Origin of the sequence: Streptomyces sp. NPDC042638, from assembly GCF_040647235.1 — a bacterium.
GTDB lineage: Bacteria > Actinomycetota > Actinomycetes > Streptomycetales > Streptomycetaceae > Streptomyces > Streptomyces rameus.
Map to the genome: position 1 here is coordinate 118,150 of NZ_JBEZBT010000018.1, position 16,513 is coordinate 134,662.

17 protein-coding genes and 1 pseudogene are annotated in these 16,513 nt (G+C 73.5%); 8 read left to right on the forward strand and 10 right to left on the reverse strand.

The window, feature by feature from the left end; genetic code table 11:
* Positions 1–5: 5 nt before the first annotated feature.
* The 6 genes from AB0B40_RS17405 to AB0B40_RS17430 all read left to right on the forward strand — a co-directional run bounded on the left by AB0B40_RS17405 (position 6) and on the right by AB0B40_RS17430 (position 6,189).
* Positions 6–317 (forward strand): urease subunit beta, encoded by a 312-nt coding sequence (locus AB0B40_RS17405; RefSeq protein ID WP_345054303.1) that lies wholly within the window; start codon positions 6–8, stop codon positions 315–317.
* Entirely contained in the window at positions 310–2,031 is a 1,722-nt protein-coding gene (locus AB0B40_RS17410; RefSeq protein WP_362264328.1) for an urease subunit alpha, read from the forward strand. The genes AB0B40_RS17405 and AB0B40_RS17410 overlap by 8 nt, the downstream gene beginning before the upstream one ends.
* A 10-nt stretch (positions 2,032–2,041) precedes the next feature.
* A complete protein-coding gene (locus tag AB0B40_RS17415; protein WP_362264330.1) occupies positions 2,042–2,716 on the forward strand; it encodes an urease accessory UreF family protein in 675 nt (224 codons plus the stop codon).
* 268 nt (positions 2,717–2,984) lie between these two features.
* The gene (gene ureG / locus AB0B40_RS17420) at positions 2,985–3,662 is read left to right on the forward strand and encodes an urease accessory protein UreG (RefSeq protein WP_345054310.1); all 678 of its coding nucleotides are present in this window, start codon (positions 2,985–2,987) and stop codon (positions 3,660–3,662) included.
* Complete coding sequence (locus AB0B40_RS17425; protein ID WP_345054313.1) at positions 3,659–4,417, forward strand: urease accessory protein UreD; 759 nt, start codon at positions 3,659–3,661, stop codon at positions 4,415–4,417. Before ureG ends, AB0B40_RS17425 begins: the two co-directional genes overlap by 4 nt.
* 176 nt (positions 4,418–4,593) lie before the next feature.
* Positions 4,594–6,189 carry an alpha/beta hydrolase gene (locus tag AB0B40_RS17430; RefSeq protein ID WP_345054316.1) on the forward strand — a complete coding sequence of 532 codons (1,596 nt, stop codon included), beginning with the start codon at positions 4,594–4,596 and terminating at the stop codon, positions 6,187–6,189.
* Positions 6,190–6,245: 56 nt separating this feature from the next.
* Here the strand turns inward: AB0B40_RS17430 and AB0B40_RS17435 are convergent, their stop codons facing one another.
* The 5 genes from AB0B40_RS17435 to AB0B40_RS17455 form a co-directional block, all read right to left on the reverse strand.
* Entirely contained in the window at positions 6,246–7,283 is a 1,038-nt protein-coding gene (locus AB0B40_RS17435; RefSeq protein ID WP_345054319.1) for an NAD-dependent epimerase/dehydratase family protein, read from the reverse strand.
* A gap of 58 nt (positions 7,284–7,341) precedes the next feature.
* Positions 7,342–8,067 (reverse strand): lysophospholipid acyltransferase family protein, encoded by a 726-nt coding sequence (locus tag AB0B40_RS17440; protein WP_345054321.1) that lies wholly within the window; start codon positions 8,065–8,067, stop codon positions 7,342–7,344.
* Positions 8,068–8,303: 236 nt separating this feature from the next.
* Positions 8,304–9,014, reverse strand: a complete 711-nt coding sequence (locus tag AB0B40_RS17445) for a PIG-L deacetylase family protein (RefSeq protein ID WP_345054396.1) — start codon at positions 9,012–9,014, stop codon at positions 8,304–8,306.
* A 19-nt stretch (positions 9,015–9,033) separates the two neighbouring features.
* Positions 9,034–9,585: a DUF6879 family protein gene (locus tag AB0B40_RS17450; protein ID WP_345054324.1), complete on the reverse strand. Its 552-nt coding sequence runs from the start codon at positions 9,583–9,585 to the stop codon at positions 9,034–9,036.
* Positions 9,586–9,696: 111 nt separating this feature from the next.
* A complete protein-coding gene (locus tag AB0B40_RS17455; protein WP_362264333.1) occupies positions 9,697–10,956 on the reverse strand; it encodes an MFS transporter in 1,260 nt (419 codons plus the stop codon).
* 98 nt (positions 10,957–11,054) lie between these two features.
* Here AB0B40_RS17455 and AB0B40_RS17460 point away from each other — a divergent pair, with 98 nt between their 5' ends.
* On the forward strand, positions 11,055–11,510 hold the full coding sequence (locus AB0B40_RS17460; RefSeq protein WP_345054329.1) for an SAM-dependent methyltransferase: 456 nt from the start codon (positions 11,055–11,057) through the stop codon (positions 11,508–11,510).
* Between the two features lie 26 nt (positions 11,511–11,536).
* Here the strand turns inward: AB0B40_RS17460 and AB0B40_RS17465 are convergent, their stop codons facing one another.
* The 4 genes from AB0B40_RS17465 to AB0B40_RS17480 all read right to left on the reverse strand — a co-directional run bounded on the left by AB0B40_RS17465 (position 11,537) and on the right by AB0B40_RS17480 (position 14,964).
* A complete protein-coding gene (locus AB0B40_RS17465) occupies positions 11,537–13,018 on the reverse strand; it encodes an FAD-dependent monooxygenase (protein WP_345054331.1) in 1,482 nt (493 codons plus the stop codon).
* A complete protein-coding gene (locus AB0B40_RS17470; protein ID WP_345054334.1) occupies positions 13,015–13,539 on the reverse strand; it encodes a hypothetical protein in 525 nt (174 codons plus the stop codon). The genes AB0B40_RS17465 and AB0B40_RS17470 overlap by 4 nt, the downstream gene beginning before the upstream one ends.
* 26 nt (positions 13,540–13,565) lie before the next feature.
* Entirely contained in the window at positions 13,566–14,660 is a 1,095-nt protein-coding gene (locus tag AB0B40_RS17475; protein ID WP_362264336.1) for a GNAT family N-acetyltransferase, read from the reverse strand.
* Positions 14,661–14,751: 91 nt separating this feature from the next.
* On the reverse strand, positions 14,752–14,964 hold the full coding sequence (locus AB0B40_RS17480) for a hypothetical protein (protein ID WP_345054339.1): 213 nt from the start codon (positions 14,962–14,964) through the stop codon (positions 14,752–14,754).
* A 397-nt stretch (positions 14,965–15,361) separates the two neighbouring features.
* Between AB0B40_RS17480 and AB0B40_RS17485 the strand changes: the two genes are divergently transcribed.
* On the forward strand, positions 15,362–16,111 hold the full coding sequence (locus AB0B40_RS17485; RefSeq protein ID WP_345054342.1) for an AraC family transcriptional regulator: 750 nt from the start codon (positions 15,362–15,364) through the stop codon (positions 16,109–16,111).
* A gap of 192 nt (positions 16,112–16,303) precedes the next feature.
* Here AB0B40_RS17485 and AB0B40_RS17490 read toward each other — a convergent pair.
* Positions 16,304–16,504: pseudogene (locus AB0B40_RS17490) on the reverse strand (pentapeptide repeat-containing protein); the annotation flags it as partial.
* Positions 16,505–16,513: the final 9 nt, after the last annotated feature.

The window sequence follows — 16,513 nt, forward strand, 5'->3', positions numbered from 1 at the left end:
CCGCGATGATTCCCGGAGAGATCCTGTTCGCGGACGACCCCGTCAACTTCAACACCGGCCGTGACGTCACTCGTCTGATCGTTCTCAACGCCGCCGACCGCCCCGTCCAGGTCGGCTCCCACTACCACTTCGCCGAGGCCAACCCCGGCCTGGAGTTCGACCGCGCCGCCGCCCGCGGCAAGCGGCTGAACGTCGCCGCCGGCACCGCCGTCCGCTTCGAGCCCGGCATCCCCGTCGAGATCGAACTCGTGCCTGTCGCCGGTGCCCGGATCGTGCCCGGCCTGCGCGGCGAGACCGGAGGTGCCCTCGATGCCTGAGATCTCCCGCGGCGCGTACGCCGACCTGTTCGGTCCCACCACCGGCGACCGTATCCGGCTCGCCGACACCGACCTGCTGATCGAGATCGAGGAGGACCGCTCCGGCGGCCCCGGCGCATCCGGGGACGAGGCCGTCTTCGGCGGCGGCAAGGTCATCCGCGAGTCCATGGGCCAGTCCCGCGCCACCCGGGCCGAGGGCACCCCCGACACCGTGATCACCGGTGCCGTCGTCGTCGACCACTGGGGCATCGTCAAGGCCGACATCGGCATCCGCGACGGCCGGATCACCGCCCTCGGCAAGGCCGGCAACCCCGACACCATGGACGGCGTCCACCCCGACCTGGTCATCGGCCCCGAGACGGAGATCATCGCGGGCAACGGACGCATCCTGACCGCCGGCGCCATCGACGCGCACGTCCACTTCATCTGTCCCCAGGTGGCCGACGAGGCGCTGGCCTCAGGCATCACCACCCTGGTCGGCGGCGGCACCGGCCCCGCCGAGGGGTCGAAGGCCACCACCGTCACTCCCGGCCCCTGGCACCTCGCCCGGATGCTGGAGGCGATGGAGTCCTACCCGGTCAACGTCGGCTTCCTCGGCAAGGGCAACACCGTCAGCCACGAGGCGATGCTCTCCCAGATCCGCGGTGGTGCCGTGGGCCTGAAGCTGCACGAGGACTGGGGCTCCACGCCCGCGGTGATCGACGCCGCGCTCACCGTCGCCGACCGGACCGGCATCCAGGTCGCCATCCACACCGACACCCTGAACGAGGCGGGCTTCGTCGGTGACACCCTCGCGGCCATCGCGGGCCGGGGCATCCACTCGTACCACACCGAGGGCGCGGGCGGCGGTCACGCACCCGACATCATGACCGTGGTCTCACAGTCCAACGTCCTGCCCAGTTCCACCAACCCGACCCGGCCCTTCACCGTCAACACGACCGAGGAACACCTCGACATGCTGATGGTGTGCCACCACCTCAACCCGGCCGTCCCCGAGGACCTGGCGTTCGCCGAGTCCCGGATCCGCCCGTCCACCATCGGCGCGGAGGACATCCTCCACGACCTCGGCGCGATCTCGATCATCTCCTCCGACTCCCAGGCCATGGGCCGCGTCGGCGAGGTCGTCCTGCGCACCTGGCAGACGGCCCACGTGATGAAGCGCCGGCGGGGCGCGCTGCCCGGCGACGGCCGCGCCGACAACCACCGGGTGCGGCGCTACGTCGCCAAGTACACGATCAACCCGGCGCTCGCCCAGGGCCTCGCCGCCGAGACCGGCTCCGTCGAGCCCGGCAAGCTCGCCGACCTGGTGCTGTGGGAGCCCGCGTTCTTCGGGGTCAAACCGCTGCTCGTCATCAAGGGCGGACAGATCGCCTACGCGCAGATGGGCGACGCCAACGCCTCCATCCCCACCCCGCAGCCGATCCTGCCGCGCCCGATGTACGGCGCGATCGGCCGCGCCCCGGCCGCCAACTCGGTGAACTTCGTGGGCCGGCCGGCGATCGAGGACGGACTGCCGGAGCGGCTGGGGCTGGGCAAGCGGTTCGTGGCGATCGAGTCCACGCGTGCGGTCACCAAGGCCGACATGCGCGAGAACGACGCCATGCCGGACGTCCGGGTCGATCCCGACAGCTTCGCCGTGCACATCGACGGGGAACTGGTCGAGGCCACTCCGGCCGCCGAACTGCCCATGGCCCAGCGCTACTTCCTCTTCTGAGGGCGGTGTGATGTCACGAGCGGCACTGCTCGTCCTGGCCGACGGCCGCTTCCCCGCCGGAGGGCACGCGCACTCCGGCGGGGCGGAGGCCGCCGTCAAGGCGGGCCGCATCACCGACGCCGCGAGCCTGGAGGCGTTCTGCCGGGGCCGGCTGCACACCGCCGGGCTGGTCGCGGGGGCGCTCGCCGCGGCGGCCGTCCTCGGCGCCGACCCGGGTGAGCTGGACGCGGCGGCCGACGCCCGAACCCCGTCGCCGGCCCTGCGGACCGCCGCGCGGCGCCTGGGCAGGCAGCTGCTGCGGGCCGCCCGGGCCAGCTGGCCCTCGGAGGAACTCGACGCCGTGGCCCGCGCGTTCCCCAGGGGCGCCCATCAGCCGGTCGTGCTCGGACTCGCCGCCCGGGCGGCCGGACTCGCGCCCGAGGACGCGGCCCACTGCGCGGTGTACGAGAGCGTGAGCGGGCCGGCGACGGCCACCGTGCGGCTGCTGAGCCTCGACCCCTTCGACGCGACCGGAGCGCTCGCCCGGCTGGCGCCGGAGCTGGACCGCGTGGCGGACCGGGCGGTGGAAGCGGCGCGCAGAGTGCTCGACGAGGGAGTCGACGCGCTGCCCGCCGCTTCAGGACCCCTGCTGGAGGTCGGTGCGCAGTGGCACGCGGCCTGGCCCGTGCGGCTGTTCGCGTCGTGAGCGTGTGTCGCCCGCCTTGAAGGCCCCCGTCCAGCAGATCTCACACCCGCCCAGCAGCTTTCCCCCCTCCTGGCAGATTCCCTCGCCCAGCAGCTTTCCCCCCTCCTGGCAGATTCCCTCGCCCAGCAGGATTCGCCCCGCCACCCCTCCCGTGCCCGACCCCGGGGGCTGCGCCCCCCGGATTCCCCGTATCGGCCTGAACGGCCCCGTCCGCACACGCCGGACGGGTCGGCCACGGCCCGACCCGGCTGAAAACTGGAGCCGCCGTATGCATCTCGACCACACCCACTCCGGCCCCGCCGCCCTCAGCGCGGACGCGCACCGCCCCGACGGAACGCGGCGGGCGCTGCGCGTCGGGCTCGGCGGCCCCGTCGGGTCCGGCAAGACCGCCACCGTCGCCGCCCTCTGCCGGGAGCTGCGCGACCAGCTCTCCCTCGCGGTCGTCACCAACGACATCTACACGCGCGAGGACGCCGAGTTCCTGCTCCGCGAGGCCGTGCTGCCGCCCGAGCGGATCAGCGCCGTCGAGACGGGCGCCTGCCCGCACACCGCGATCCGCGACGACATCTCCGCCAACCTCGAAGCCGTCGAGGACCTGGAGGACGCGGTCGGACCGCTGGACCTGATCCTCGTCGAGTCCGGTGGCGACAACCTCACCGCCACCTTCTCCAAGGGGCTCGTGGACGCACAGATCTTCGTGATCGACGTGGCCGGCGGCGACGACATCCCGCGCAAGGGCGGCCCCGGCGTCACCACCGCCGACCTGCTTGTCGTCAACAAGACCGACCTCGCCCCCTACGTCGGCTCCGACCTCGCCCGGATGGCCGCCGACGCCAAGGCGCAGCGCGCCGAACTCCCGGTGGTGTTCCAGTCGTTGCGCGGTGAGACCGGGGTCGCCGACGTGGCCGCGTGGGTGCGCGGGCGGCTCGCCGCGTGGACGGCATGACCCTCACCGGGGTCAGGGCCGACGCCCGGATCGTGGCCCGCGCCGACGGGCGGGGCGGTACGGCCCTGCCCGTCCTGGACGGCGAGGGCCCGCTGGCGCCGCGCCGCACCCGGTCGAGCGGGTCGGAGGCGAAGGTCACCCTCGTCGGCGCGATGAGCGGCCCGCTCGGCGGCGACCGCTTCACGCTGGGCGTCCGGGTGGAGGAGGGCGCCCGGCTGCACGTGGGCTCGGCCGCCGCCACCATCGCCCTGCCGGGGCAGACCAAGGGCGAGGCCCGTTACGACGTCCGGCTCGACGTGGCCGACGGCGCCGAACTGCGCTGGCTTCCCGAGCAGCTGATCTCGGCCGACGGCAGCGACCTGGAGGTCACCACCCGGGCCGAACTGGGCGTCGGCGCCCGCCTCGTGCTGCGCGAGGAACAGGTGCTGGGGCGGGCCGGGGAACAGCCCGGGCGGCTCACCAGCCGGCTGACCGTGCGGGCCGCCGGCCGGACCCTGCTGGACCAGGAACTGGCCTGCGGGCCCGGCGCACCCGGCGGCTGGGACGGGCCGGCCGTGCTCTCCGGTCACCGGTCGGTCGGTCAACTGGTGGTGGTGAAACCGGAGTTCGTCGACCATCTGCCCGCCGCGCGGATGCTGGGGGAGTGTGCCGCGCTGGTGCCGCTCGCCGGGCCCGCCGTGCTCGTCAGTGCCGTGGCCCCGGACGCCCTGCGGCTGCGCCGGCTGCTGGACGAGGCGTTGTGCCTGCTCGACTGAAGGGCGCGACCGAGGGGGCGAGCGAAGGGCACGACGCGCGGGGCGATCCGCTCAGCGGGACGTGATCGTCCGGTTATCGGATTGGTAAATTCGGGTGGCTACCCCTGTTCTCAGCGGGCTCACAGCCGCGAGGATCCCCGTCTGACACTCGCAACGAGGTTAGGGGAGGGGCCCACTTGAGGGAGAACAAACCGAAGAGCCGCCTGATGGCGCTCGGTTCGGCCGGAGTACTCGTCACCGCGACCCTGATCGGCGGGGCGGTGTCGGCGCAGACGGCCGGCGCCACCCCCCGGCCCGGCCCGGACCGGGAGGCCAGGGGCGCCGCGGTGGCGGCCGCCCGGGCCGCCGAGACCGGCATCCACTGGCAGGACTGCCCGGCCGACTGGGGGCTGGCCAAGCCCATCCAGTGCGGCCGGGTCAGCGTGCCGCTCGACTACGCCCACCCCTACGGCAAGCAGATCGAACTCGCCGTGGACCGCATCGGCAACACCGGCACCAAGAAGGAGCGCCAGGGCGCGCTCGTCTACAACCCGGGCGGCCCCGGCGCCTCGGGCCTGCGCTTCCCGAGCCGGGTCACCGGCAAGAACCCCCTCTGGGCAGACGTCGCCAAGGCATACGACTTCGTCGGCTTCGACCCGCGCGGCGTCGGCCACTCGGCGCCCGTCTCCTGCGTCGACCCGCAGGAGTTCGTCAAGGCGCCCAAGCCCGACCCGATCCCGGACAGCACGGCCGACAAGACCGCGCAGCGCAAGCTGGCCCGCGAGTACGCGGAGGGCTGCGGCGAGCGCAGCGGCGCGATGCTGCCCCACATGACCACGCCGAACACCGCCCGCGACCTGGACGTCATCCGCGCCGCGCTGGGCGAGAGGAAGCTCAACTACCTCGGCGTCTCCTACGGCACCTACCTCGGCGCCGTCTACGGCACCCTCTTCCCGGGCCACCTGCGCCGCATGGTCGTGGACAGCGTGGTCGACCCCTCCCGCGAGAACATCTGGTACCAGGCCAACCTGGACCAGGACGTCGCCTTCGAGGGCCGCTGGAAGGACTGGGAGGACTGGGTCGCCGCCAACGACGCCGCCTTCCACCTCGGCACCACCCGCGCCGCGGTCGAAACCGAGTGGCTGAAGCTGCGCGCGACGGCGAAGGCGCGGCCGCTCGGCGGGGTCGTCGGCCCGGCCGAGCTGATCTCCTTCTTCCAGAGCGCCCCGTACTACGACTCCGCGTGGGTCCCGGTCGCGACGGCCTTCAGCAAGTACGTCGCCGGGGACACCCAGGCGATGGTCGACGCGGCGGCACCCGACCTGTCGGACACCGCGGGCAACATCGCCTCGGAGAACTCCAACGCCGTCTACACGGCCGTCGAGTGCGCCGACGCCAAGTGGCCCACCAGCTGGCGCAAGTGGGACCGGGACAACACCCGCCTCAACCGGGACCACCCGTTCATGACCTGGGCGAACGCCTGGATGAACCTGCCGTGCGCCACCTGGCCCGCCCAGCAGCACACCCCCGTGGAGGTGGGGACCCACAAGGGCCTGCCGCCGGTGCTCATCGTGCAGTCCACCCGGGACGCCGCCACCCCGTACGCCGGCGCCGTCGAACTGCACAAGCGCTTCCGGGGCTCCCGCCTGATCACCGAGAGGGACGCGGGCTCCCACGGCGTGACCGGCCTGGTCAACCCGTGCATCAACGAGCGCGTCGACGCCTACCTGATCGACGGCACGCTGGACCGCGACGACGTCACCTGCGCCCCGCACGCCACGCCCAAGCCCTGACCGCACGGCCACGGCGACGAGGGGCGGCCGGACCTCCCGGCCTCCCCTCTGCCGTGTCATGAGCCTGTGGCCTGTGCGGTGAACCAGGCGTCCTCCGCCGCGTAGTCGAACAGGTCCGGGAACACCTGGGCGAGCAGCGGGAAACACGCCCGCCAGTCCCGCCCGCGCAGCACCCCGGTGAGCCACTCCACCGTCTCCGGCAGGCTCTCGGCGTACGACACCACCGGCCGGTAGCCCAGCTCCCGTTCGGCGGCGGACATGTCGAACACCACCGGCAGCGGCACCGACCACGGAGACCGGCCGACGGAACCGGCCGGCGGCCCGTCGAGATACGCGGTCCGGGTCCGCGCCCCCATCACTGCGTCGATCGCGGCGCCGATCCCGGCGGCCGTCGGTGGCCGCCCGTCACAGGCGTTGAGCACCCGGGAGCCCGGCCGGGCCGCCGCCAGCCGCACCAGCTCGGCGATGTTGCGGGCACTCGACGGATGGAACCGGCTCTCCCCCCGGTGGGCCAGCACCCGCCGCCGGCGCCCGTCCAGGTTCCGCTTGACGAAGTACACCTCGCGCGGCAGCGGGCTGTACGGCCCGTGCACCGCGCCCGCCCGCAGCACCGTGACCGGCAGCCCGCCCCCGGGAGCGCACAGTTCGCGCTCCAGCGCCGCCTTGCGGGTGGCGTAGGTCGCCGCCCCCGGCGCGACCGTCGGCTGCGTCTCGGCAACGGGCACCGGGTAGACCGGGAAACCGTCCGGCTCACCCTGGGTGTCGAAACCCCGCCCCGCGCCGTCCTCGTACACCGCCACGCTGGACAGCACCACCGCCGAGCCGATCCGGTCCGCCAGGCCCGTCAACTGCCGCGCGTGAGCGGCGTCGTAGGCGACCACGTCGACCAGCAGGTCGCAACCGTCGCCCACCAGGCGGGCCAGGGCCGCGCCGTCGGCCCGGTCCAGGCGGGCCGTGCGCACTCCCTCGTCCCACGCCGCGTCCCGGCCGCCGCCGCGTGAGGCGGCCGTCACCGCCCAGCCGTCCCGCGTCAACGCCTCCACCACCGGACGGCCGATCTGCCCGCTCGCCCCGATCACCACAGCCCTCTTCATACGGCGACCGTAGGCACGCGGGCCGCGGGCGGGGGCCTCTTTCTGCCGACGGCAGAGGTCAGCCGAGCGGGGCCCGCGGGAACCTGCGCTCCCGCGCGCCCTGCTCGGCCGCCTGCCGTTCCTTGACGACGCCCGCGTACTCGTCGACGTACTCCTGCCCGGACAGCGACATGATGGCGTGGACGATCTCGTCGGTGACCGCCCGCAGCACGGTCTTCTCGTGTTCCATGCCGGCGTGGCGGGAGAAGTCGAGGGGCTCGCCGAAGCGGATGGTCACCGGGCGGATCCGGGGTACGACCTTGCCGGGCGGCTGCGCCTCGAACGTGCCGATCATCGCGCAGGGCACCACCGGGACCCCCGCGGTCAGCGCCATCACGGCGACCCCGACCTTGCCCTTGTACAGCCGGCCGTCGTGCGAGCGCGTGCCCTCCGGGTAGATGCCGAGCAACTCCCCCTTGCGCAGCACCCCGAGACCCTCGCGGATCGCGGCCTGTCCCGCCTCCCTGCCGGAGCGGTCCACCGGGATCTGACCGGCGCTGCGGAAGAAGAACGCGGTGAGCCGGCCCTTCACCCCCGGGCCGGTGAAGTACTCCGCCTTGGCCAGGAAGGTGATGCGGCGCTTCAGGATCGCCGGCATCAGGAAGTGGTCGGAGAAGGACAGGTGGTTGCCGGCGACGATCGCCGGACCCGAGGCGGGTACGTGCTCCAGACCCTCGATCCGGGGACGGAAGACCAGTCTGAGCAGGGGACCCAGCAGCACATATTTGAGCAGGTGGTAGAACACGGCTCGCTCCTCACTGTACCGGCTCCGCCTGGAACCGGTGTTTCCCAGGTCACCGCAAGGATCTTGGACTCGGGCGGATGTGCACCCGTCGTCATCTGTAGCCATGTTCGGGGGGTCTCATGCTGACCTCTGCCGAGTCAGCGCCCCGCCTGCCCCGCACCCGGCCCGTCCCGGCGCCCGACCCCACGCCCCCGGAGGACGGCTCCCGGGGCGTGGGGTCGGCACGGCCGTGCGGGTCAGATGCCGATCAGCTCGAAGGCGATGGCCGGCCGGCCGCCGAACCGCCTGCCGAACCTCTCCACCTTGCGTTCCAGGAAGGCCCGGGCGTCCGCCATCGGGTGGTCCGGCCCCAGGTAGTCGAGATAGGTGCGGTGCGCGGCCAGCGCGGCCACCCCCTTCTCCCAGCAGTCGGTCACATCCACCGCGTGCCGGGCCCCCGGCGATCCGCCCACCGCCGCGTACCGCACGCCCTTCCACGGCTCCAGCCCCTCGGCCAGCAGCTCCGGGAAGATCCACCGGTTCCCGGCGTCACCGGCCGCGTCCAGCAGGGCGCGCCCGACGACACGGTGGTCCGGGGAGTTCCAGTCGCCGCCGCGCCACCGCTCGTGGAAGTTGAGCGTGATCACGATCTCCGGGCGGTGACGGCGGATCGCGGCCGCGATGTCACGGCGCAGGGGCAGCCCGTACTCCACCGCGCCGTCGCGGTGGTCGAGGAAGGTCACGTCCTGGACGCCGACCAGTGCCGCGGCCTCGATCTCCTCCCGCTCCCGGTGCCGGGCGGCCTCCGCCGGGTCGACGGTGTCCATCCCGGCCTCGCCACGCGTCACCATCACGTACGCCACCTCCCGCCCCTGCGCCGTCCAGCCGGCGATCGCGCAGGCCGGGCCGTACTCCAGGTCGTCCGGGTGCGCGACGACGGCGAGGGCCCGCTGCCAGTCGTCGGGCATCGGTTCGTACGGCTCCGGCTCAGACACGGTGCGGCTCGCCCTCGAAGCCCTCCGGGTGCCACTCGGGGGTGAAGTCCGCGTGGTCGACGGCCCGCTGCCACACCGCCTCGAACGCCTCGGTGCACCGGCGGATCAGCGCCGGGTCCTCGGAGAACTCGTGCGGACCCCAGGAGCCGTCGCCCGCGAAGTGGGTGAAGCGCACCAGGCTGTCGTCGAACACCCAGAAGTCGTTGCCGGGCAGCATGAGGTCCGAGGCGTCCTTGCGGCGCAGCCAGCGCACCTTCTCGCCGGCCGGCACGTTGACGATGGTCGTCGTCTCCCACTCGTACTGGATGAAGTCGGTCACCGGCTCGGAGACGATGCGGGCACGCCGCCAGTCGACACCCCGGCCGACGGTCTCCCCGACCAGGTCCACCCAGTCCTGGTGGCGGTCGAACTCGATGGGCTTGCCGGCCTGCCAGTCCACGAACACCGGGCCCTTGGGGGTGTACATGTCCCGGGTCTCCAGGTGGATCGCCGAGTACTTCGCCTGTCGGATCAGATCGGTGAAAGCGGGCAGGTCACTGGACATGAGCGGAACTCCTTCGGGTGAGTGGGCGAGGGGATCTGCGGGCGGACCGGCGGTGACCGGTCCGCCGGGCTCGGTCGGCGCGGGGCGGGATGCTGGAGGGGCGGTGCCGGCTCATCCGTGCCGGGGCTGTGGCACCTTCGCCTCCGGTACGGGTTCCGGCACGCGGGTGCGCTCCGCCCAGCGCACCGCCGGGCCGCCGGCGGCGAGCGCGGCCAGGAAGAGAGCGGTCAGCAGCAGCCAGCCGGTCGCGCCGAGCCGGTCCGGGACCGTGGTGACCAGCGTCGGCCCGGCGATCAGGGCGAGGGCGTCGCCGGTCGCGAAGACCCCGCCGTACTGGCCCTGCGCGTGTGCCGGGGCGAGTTCGTAGCGCAGCCCCCACCGCGCCGCCTCGCCCCAGATCTCGCCGAACGTGAACAGCACGGCGGCGCCGACGAGGACCGCGGCGGCCACCGCGCCGGGCAGCGTGCCGGTGACCGTGACCGTCGCACAGGCGGCGGCGAGGACGAGGAAGGTGATGCGCTGCAGCCGGGCGGCTCCGCTCACCGTGTCGGCGTCCCGCGCCAGCCGTACCTGGAGGAAGACCACCATGAGGGTGTTGACCAGCATCAGCCAGGCCGCGAGGGCGCGGGGCGCGTCGGTGTGCGTCACCAGCCACAGGGGAACGCCGAGCGCCAGCACGGTGGGCCCGATCCGGGCGATCCCCGACACCTGGGCCACCAGCAGATAGGGCACGTCCCGGACGGCCGCGGCCGGCCGGCGCTCCCGGGTGGCGCTCCGTGGCCGGCCGGGGACCCGGGGCAGCCGCAGGTACAGTCCGGCGACCAGCACCATGGCCACGGCGTTGCCCCAGAACAGGGCGAGATAGGCGCCGCGCGAGCCGGCCGCGATGACGAGGCCCGCCGCCAGCGACGCCAGGGAGAAGCCGCCGTTGAACACGCTCCGCATGTACGCGGACAGCTTCACCCGGCCCTCCCGGCCCATGACACCGGAGACCAGCGCACCGCGTGCCACATGTCCGCTCTGCTCCGCCGCCCCGTGGGCCGCGGCCACCAGGAGGTACGCCACGAAGGAATGCGCGAAGGCCGCGGCGACCAGGGCGACCGCCTTGCCGAGCGCGAGCAGGGCGGTGGTGCCGCGGGGGCCGAACCGGTCGGCGATGTGCCCGACCGGCACCCCCAGCGGCAGGGCCAGGACGCCCGCGACCGACAGACCGAGGCCCACCTGACCGGGGGAGAGCCCGACGATCTGCACGAAGTAGACGGCGCCGCCGGTCACGTAGAGTCCGTTGCCGAGGCTGGCGACAGCGGTGCACAGGACGAGGAGCCGGCCCGGCCCCGGCTCCGGCAGCAGCCGCGCCATCAGTCGTCCCATGACGGAACCTCCGTAGGCTGTCGAGGAGTTGACGTTGCGCGGGACGGCCCGTCGAGCGCTGCCGTGCTCAGCCGCCCGCGCCGTGGGAGGGATGCCGGATGAAGCCGATCAGCCCCATCGGAGTGGTCCGCAGCGCGCGCCGTGAGCCGTCGCTGCGCGACGGATGGGGGGAGGTGCTGTCCCGCGTCGAGCTGGACGCCGCGGCCCTCGACGAGACGGCGACCAGGGGGCTGGACGCCTACTCGCACATCGAGGTGATCTTCTCGTTCCACCAGGCGGTGCGGACCTGCCGGGGCGACCAGCACCCGCGCGGCAACCCGGACTGGCCGCTGACCGGCATCCTCGCGCAGCGCGCGCCCAACCGCCCCAACCACCTCGGTGTGACGGTCTGCGAACTGGTGGCGGTCGAGGGGCTGGCGCTGACCGTGCGGGGCCTGGACGCCGTCGAGGGCACCCCGGTCCTGGACGTCAAGCCGTACCTGCCCGAGTTCGCCCCCCGCGGTGAGGTGCGGGTGCCGGAGTGGTCCGTCGAGCTGATGAGCCGCTACTTCTGACCCGCCGCGGGCCGCGGCCCGGCCGGTCACGAGCGGGCCACCAGATCGGTGCGGCCCGCGGCGATCAGGGTGTTGGCCTCGTCGCGGGACAGCCCCTGCGGGACCAGGAGTGCGACCGGCACGGCAGCGGAGCCGCGGACCCGGTCGGCGGCCTCGCTCCGGGTCACCCGGCCGGGGCCGGGCCGTGCCGGCACGGCCAGGAAGTCCACCCCGGCCGGCAGGTGCGACGGGGTGCGGTCGACCACCAGGCCGGCCGCCCGGGTCCCGTCCGGCCCCCGCAGGACGCAGTTGCTGCCGTCGACATCCAGGCGTACCAGGCGATGGGTGAGCCGCAGCGGTCCCACGGTCAGCGGGAGATCGACCGGCTCGGCGTCGGTGGCGTGCCCGGCGAGCACGGCCACGGTGCGCGCGACGAACTCCGGATCCCGCTCGCGCAGCCGGCTGAACGTGTTCGCCTGGCGGCGGCTGCGCAGCGCGAACACCGTCTGGTGGCCGCGCAGCCGTCCGACGCGGCACAGCTGCTCGAACCAGGCCGTGCTCTCCCGCGCCTCCGCCTGCGCCTGCTCCGCGACCGGCCTGCGGGCCGCCTCGTACTTCGCGAACGCGTCCCCCGGGTCGGAGTGTTCGGCGAGCGCGCGGGCCAGGCACAGCGCGTCGTCGATGGCGAGTGCGGTGCCCGAGCCGGTGGAGAAGTGGACCGTGTGCGCGGCGTCGCCGACGAGCACCGCGCGTTCGTGGAACCAGCGCCGGTTGACCACGGTGCGGAACGCCTGCCAGCTGTTGGTCCGGGCCGTCAGCGGCGCGCCGGCGAGCTCGGCGGAGAACAGCGCCGCCAGCCTGCGTTCGACCTCCGCGACCGGCGGGTCGAGCAAGCCGTGGGCATTGAGGGTGTCCGGATCCGCCTCCACGATGAAGGTGCTCTCGGCCGGGCCGTGCGGGTAGGCGTGCACCACGAGCGGTCCCGGGCCCAGGTCCTTCAGCAGGAAGCAGGGTTCGACCACCGTCGGGGTGCTGAGCCACAGGTAGCGGGTACGGCCCGCCGCCGTCGCGGTGCCGAACCGGTGCCGCAGGGTGCGGCGCTGGCCGCTGCCCGCGCCGTTGGCCAGCACCACCACGTCGGCGCGGGACGGCAGTTCGGTCACGGTCTGCCGGATCAGGCGCACATTGGGACGGGCGGCGGCCAGCTCGCGCACATGGGCGCGGAAGACCTGACGGGACAGGCCGGACATGCCGAAGGCGCCGGAGACGATCCGTTCCCCGCCGATCACGGTGACCGTGTGGTCCCAGGAGGCGCAGGCGGACTCCGGCACGTGCAGGGCCTCGGGATGGACGGCCTTCAGCCGCTCGGCGAAGTCGTGGGTCATCACGATCCCGGCGCCGGGCCCCTCGTCGTCCCGGTCGTACAGGTCGACGGCCGTGCCGGGCAGCAGCCGGGACAGTTCCAGCGCGCAGACGCTGCCCGCGGGACCGCCTCCGACCACGGCCACCGAGCGGACGGCGGCGCTCATGCGGGCGATCCGTCCCAGTGGAACCGCTCCCCCCGGGCCAGCGCCGCACCCCGGGACACCGCGGTCATCTCACCGCTCGCGATCTTCATGATGGTCAGGAACTCCGTGAAGTGCGGCTCCGGGGCGTCCAGCGCGGTGCCGGCCTCCCGCATCAGCTCCAGCCACCGCAGGCGCTGCTCACGGGTGATGAGGAAGTGGGCGTGCGCCTGGTGCATGCGCGGATCCCAGGCCGCGGTCAGGTCGTTCTGGCCGTAGATGCGGCCGAAGTGGGCGGCGAGCCGGGCGGCGTGCCGGTCCCAGTCGGGCACCGGGAACAGGGGGGCCAGCACAGCGTCCGCGGAGACGAGTTCGTAGAACCGGCGGGTGAGCGCGTCGAAGAACCCGGCACCGCCGATACCGGCCCAGAAGTCGGCGACCTTGCGGTCGACCTGTCTCGCCGTCATGTGCTCGGCGGACTGCAGCCCCTGGTCGGCGACGAGCAGGACCTTCCCGTCGTGGGACGGTGGCGGGGTCGAGGGCACGGAAGACCTCCGTAGTCGTTCGGGAATCAGTCGAGCAGCAGGGCGGCGGCGGACAGGGAGCTGACCGTGCATCCGCGCAGCCGCTTGGCCTGAAGGGTGCCGAGCCCGTAGGCGAAGGACCGGATGCCGTACTCGGGGGCCAGTTCCGCCGGGCGGTAGAACATCGTGGCGAAGTAGGTGAACGAGGCGTCCGGGTGGGTGTAGTCGGTGCCGCTCATCAGCACCGTCCACTGGTCTCCGTCCCGTACCAGCAGGGTGAACGAGAGCAGCCTGCCGCGCTGGCGGGCCTCGACGACCAGCACGTTCCGCTCGCCGAAGTGTTCGCGGAGGTGGCGCAGCGAGCCGGCCTCGCGCCGCGCGTCCGGGACGCCGCCGTACTTCGTCACCAACTGGGCGCGCAGGTCGATGAGTTCCGGTTCCTCGTCGCGCAGGGTGCGCTCCGTCACCGTGACGTCCGCGGCGGCGATGTCGCGCAGTTCGCGGCGCACGGCGAAGCGCCGCTTGCGGGGCAGGCTCGCGACATAGCCGTCGAAGTCCTGCCAGGTCACCTCCATGTCGCAGCGTTCGACCATCGGCACCACCGCGAAGCCCGCCTCGGCGAGGGCGTCGAGGAACTCGGGGTGGTCCGGCCGCAGGAACAGCGCCGATACGCTGCGCAGCCCCTCCGCGCGGCACCAGGCGAGGAGGGCGGCCACGTAGGCGTGCAGCGCCCGCGGGTCGTGTGCGCCGGGGCCGGCCGGAGCCGTCTCGTAGTTGGGGAACATCAGCAGGCAGCCCGGGAAGACCCGCTCGGCGGGCAGTCCCGCCCAGGGGTGCGGGCCGTCCGGCACCACGCCGTCGGCGACCGAACCGCCCGAGAGCACGCGGTGCGGGTCGAAGCGCACATGACCGGTCGGCTCCGTCATGACCCCGCCCACCAGCGCGACTTCGTCACCGCAGGTCCCGGGGAGGGCGAAGGTGCGGGCACCGCCGGGTATGCGGCCTTCGGCGAGCGTGATCCAGCGCCGGCGCAGTGTCGCCGGGGCGTTGCCGCCGAGCCGGTCGTCCCAGCCCTCGTCGACACCGGTCCGCACCTTCAGTACGGCGGTGGCGGGCGGCGGCTGCAGGCCGTGCGTGGTCATCGGGGGTTTCTCCTTCCGCTGCCGGAGGAGCCGGTCCGGCCCGTGCCGCGCGAGGCGGCCCGTGCCGGACCGGCGCATACGAATCAGCCGGTCAGGCCGCGACCAGGTCCCAGACCTCGGCGCGGTCCCAGACCTCGGCCTGGTCCCAGACCTCGGCGCGGTCCCACACCTCGGCGTGGTCCCACACCTCGGCGTGGTCCCACACCTCCGCCAGGTCCCACACCTCCGTGAGGTCCCAGACCTCGATCCGGTCCCACACGGCGAGTTCGTCGGCGGTGAGTGCTATGACGCTCGTTTCGTTCATGAACTCCCTTTCGTCACAGAGTCGTTGCGCGGTTGCCGGGGCACGGCCACCGCGGTGGTGATGCGGGGCGCCCAGCGCAGAGGATCGCAGCCCGGAGCCGGGCCGGTCTTCTCCGTGATTGCTGGGCTTGTTCGAGCCCGCGGGAGTCCCGTGACCATTTCACTGTAGCGGTGCTCTAGAAAACGCAAGATTGAAGAAGACACCCGGGGCGGGGCCGCGTGAGGATGTGCGGGTTGGCGCAATCCGGCGGCCGGCCCGGGGGGACAACAGCCCCCGGTCTGGCCGCTTCCACGAGTTCGGTCCAGCTGTCATGCCGCGGCTCTCCACGCACACACGGCTCAGCCGTGCGCGTGGCGGGGCGTGCGGCGCGCCATGCCATATTTCAGGGGGACGGTTCATGGAGCACTTGATCGAGTACGCCGTCAACACGATCCGCGAGCGTTATCACGAGCCACTGAGCCTGGACGAACTGGCTCAGTCGGCCATGGTCAGCAAGTTCCACTTCCTGCGCACGTTCCGCCGCGTCACCGGGGTCACGCCCGGACGGTTCCTCAGCGCCGTCCGGCTCCAGGAGGCCAAGCGGCTGCTGCTCACGACACCGCTCAACGTCTCCGACATCTCCGTGCAGGTGGGCTACAGCAGCACGGGCAGCTTCACCCGCCGGTTCACCGAGTCGGTGGGCTGTTCCCCGACCCAGTACCGCCAGCGCCGCCGAGGACGCGCCGAGTGGTCGGCGCAGAGGGCGGAGCGGGCCGAGTGGACCGGGGCTGACTCACACACCAGCACCGTGAGCGGGACGGTGGTGGTGCCCGATCCCGAAGTCTCGACGGTCTACCTGGGCGTGTTCGAGAGCCCGATCCTGGAGCGATGTCCCGCCGTCCGAGCGGTCATCACCGAGCCAGGCCCGTTCCAGCTGACCGGAGTGCCCGAGGGCACCTGGTTCATCCACGCCGTGAGCCACGGGACGTACCCGGACGACGTCCCGTGCCCCGGACGGCAGGAGCTCCTCGTCGGTACCGTCGGACCGATCACCATCGGCCCGGACACCGTGCTGCACCGGAACCTCACCCTGCGCCCCCTCGGCTGGTCCCACCCGCCGGTACTGCTGGCCCTGCCCGACATCGGCGAGATCACGGCCGCCGCCTGACCCCGGCGGCACCCCTCGACCCCAGCCAGCGGCCGGGCGCAGCGGCGCCCGGCCCCCCGACCCGGCAGGTGACGGATGCAGAGCACACCCCAGACGGGCACGCCCGAGACCGGCGCGCCCCGGCCGGCCACGCCTCAGGGGGGCGCGCCCCGGACGGGCGCGCCTCAGACGGGCGCGCTCCAGACGGGCGCGCTCCAGACGGGCGCGCTCCAGACGGGCGCGCTCCAGGCGGGCGCGCCCCGGGCGGGCGTGCCCGAGGCGGGTGCGCCTCAGACGGGCGCGCTCCAGGCGGGCACGTCCCAGGCGGGCGTGCCCGAGGCGGTCACGCCCCGGACGGGCGCGCTCCAGGCGGGCGTGCCCGAGGCGGGCGCGCCCCCGACGGGCGCGCTCCAGGCGGGCACG

What these genes read in the sequence shown, in the direction of transcription:
- AB0B40_RS17465 (WP_345054331.1), bottom strand. Translation starts at nt 13,018, where the DNA reads ATGAGCGCCGCCGTCCGCTCGGTGGCCGTGGTCGGAGGCGGTCCCGCG.
- AB0B40_RS17445 (WP_345054396.1), bottom strand. Translation starts at nt 9,014, where the DNA reads ATGCCCGACGACTGGCAGCGGGCCCTCGCCGTCGTCGCGCACCCGGAC.
- AB0B40_RS17435 (WP_345054319.1), bottom strand. Translation starts at nt 7,283, where the DNA reads ATGAAGAGGGCTGTGGTGATCGGGGCGAGCGGGCAGATCGGCCGTCCG.
- AB0B40_RS17475 (WP_362264336.1), bottom strand. Translation starts at nt 14,660, where the DNA reads ATGACCACGCACGGCCTGCAGCCGCCGCCCGCCACCGCCGTACTGAAG.
- AB0B40_RS17485 (WP_345054342.1), top strand. Translation starts at nt 15,362, where the DNA reads ATGGAGCACTTGATCGAGTACGCCGTCAACACGATCCGCGAGCGTTAT.
- ureG (WP_345054310.1), top strand. Translation starts at nt 2,985, where the DNA reads ATGCATCTCGACCACACCCACTCCGGCCCCGCCGCCCTCAGCGCGGAC.
- AB0B40_RS17415 (WP_362264330.1), top strand. Translation starts at nt 2,042, where the DNA reads ATGTCACGAGCGGCACTGCTCGTCCTGGCCGACGGCCGCTTCCCCGCC.
- AB0B40_RS17450 (WP_345054324.1), bottom strand. Translation starts at nt 9,585, where the DNA reads ATGTCCAGTGACCTGCCCGCTTTCACCGATCTGATCCGACAGGCGAAG.
- AB0B40_RS17405 (WP_345054303.1), top strand. Translation starts at nt 6, where the DNA reads ATGATTCCCGGAGAGATCCTGTTCGCGGACGACCCCGTCAACTTCAAC.
- AB0B40_RS17480 (WP_345054339.1), bottom strand. Translation starts at nt 14,964, where the DNA reads ATGAACGAAACGAGCGTCATAGCACTCACCGCCGACGAACTCGCCGTG.
- AB0B40_RS17455 (WP_362264333.1), bottom strand. Translation starts at nt 10,956, where the DNA reads ATGGGACGACTGATGGCGCGGCTGCTGCCGGAGCCGGGGCCGGGCCGG.
- AB0B40_RS17410 (WP_362264328.1), top strand. Translation starts at nt 310, where the DNA reads ATGCCTGAGATCTCCCGCGGCGCGTACGCCGACCTGTTCGGTCCCACC.
- AB0B40_RS17425 (WP_345054313.1), top strand. Translation starts at nt 3,659, where the DNA reads ATGACCCTCACCGGGGTCAGGGCCGACGCCCGGATCGTGGCCCGCGCC.
- AB0B40_RS17460 (WP_345054329.1), top strand. Translation starts at nt 11,055, where the DNA reads ATGAAGCCGATCAGCCCCATCGGAGTGGTCCGCAGCGCGCGCCGTGAG.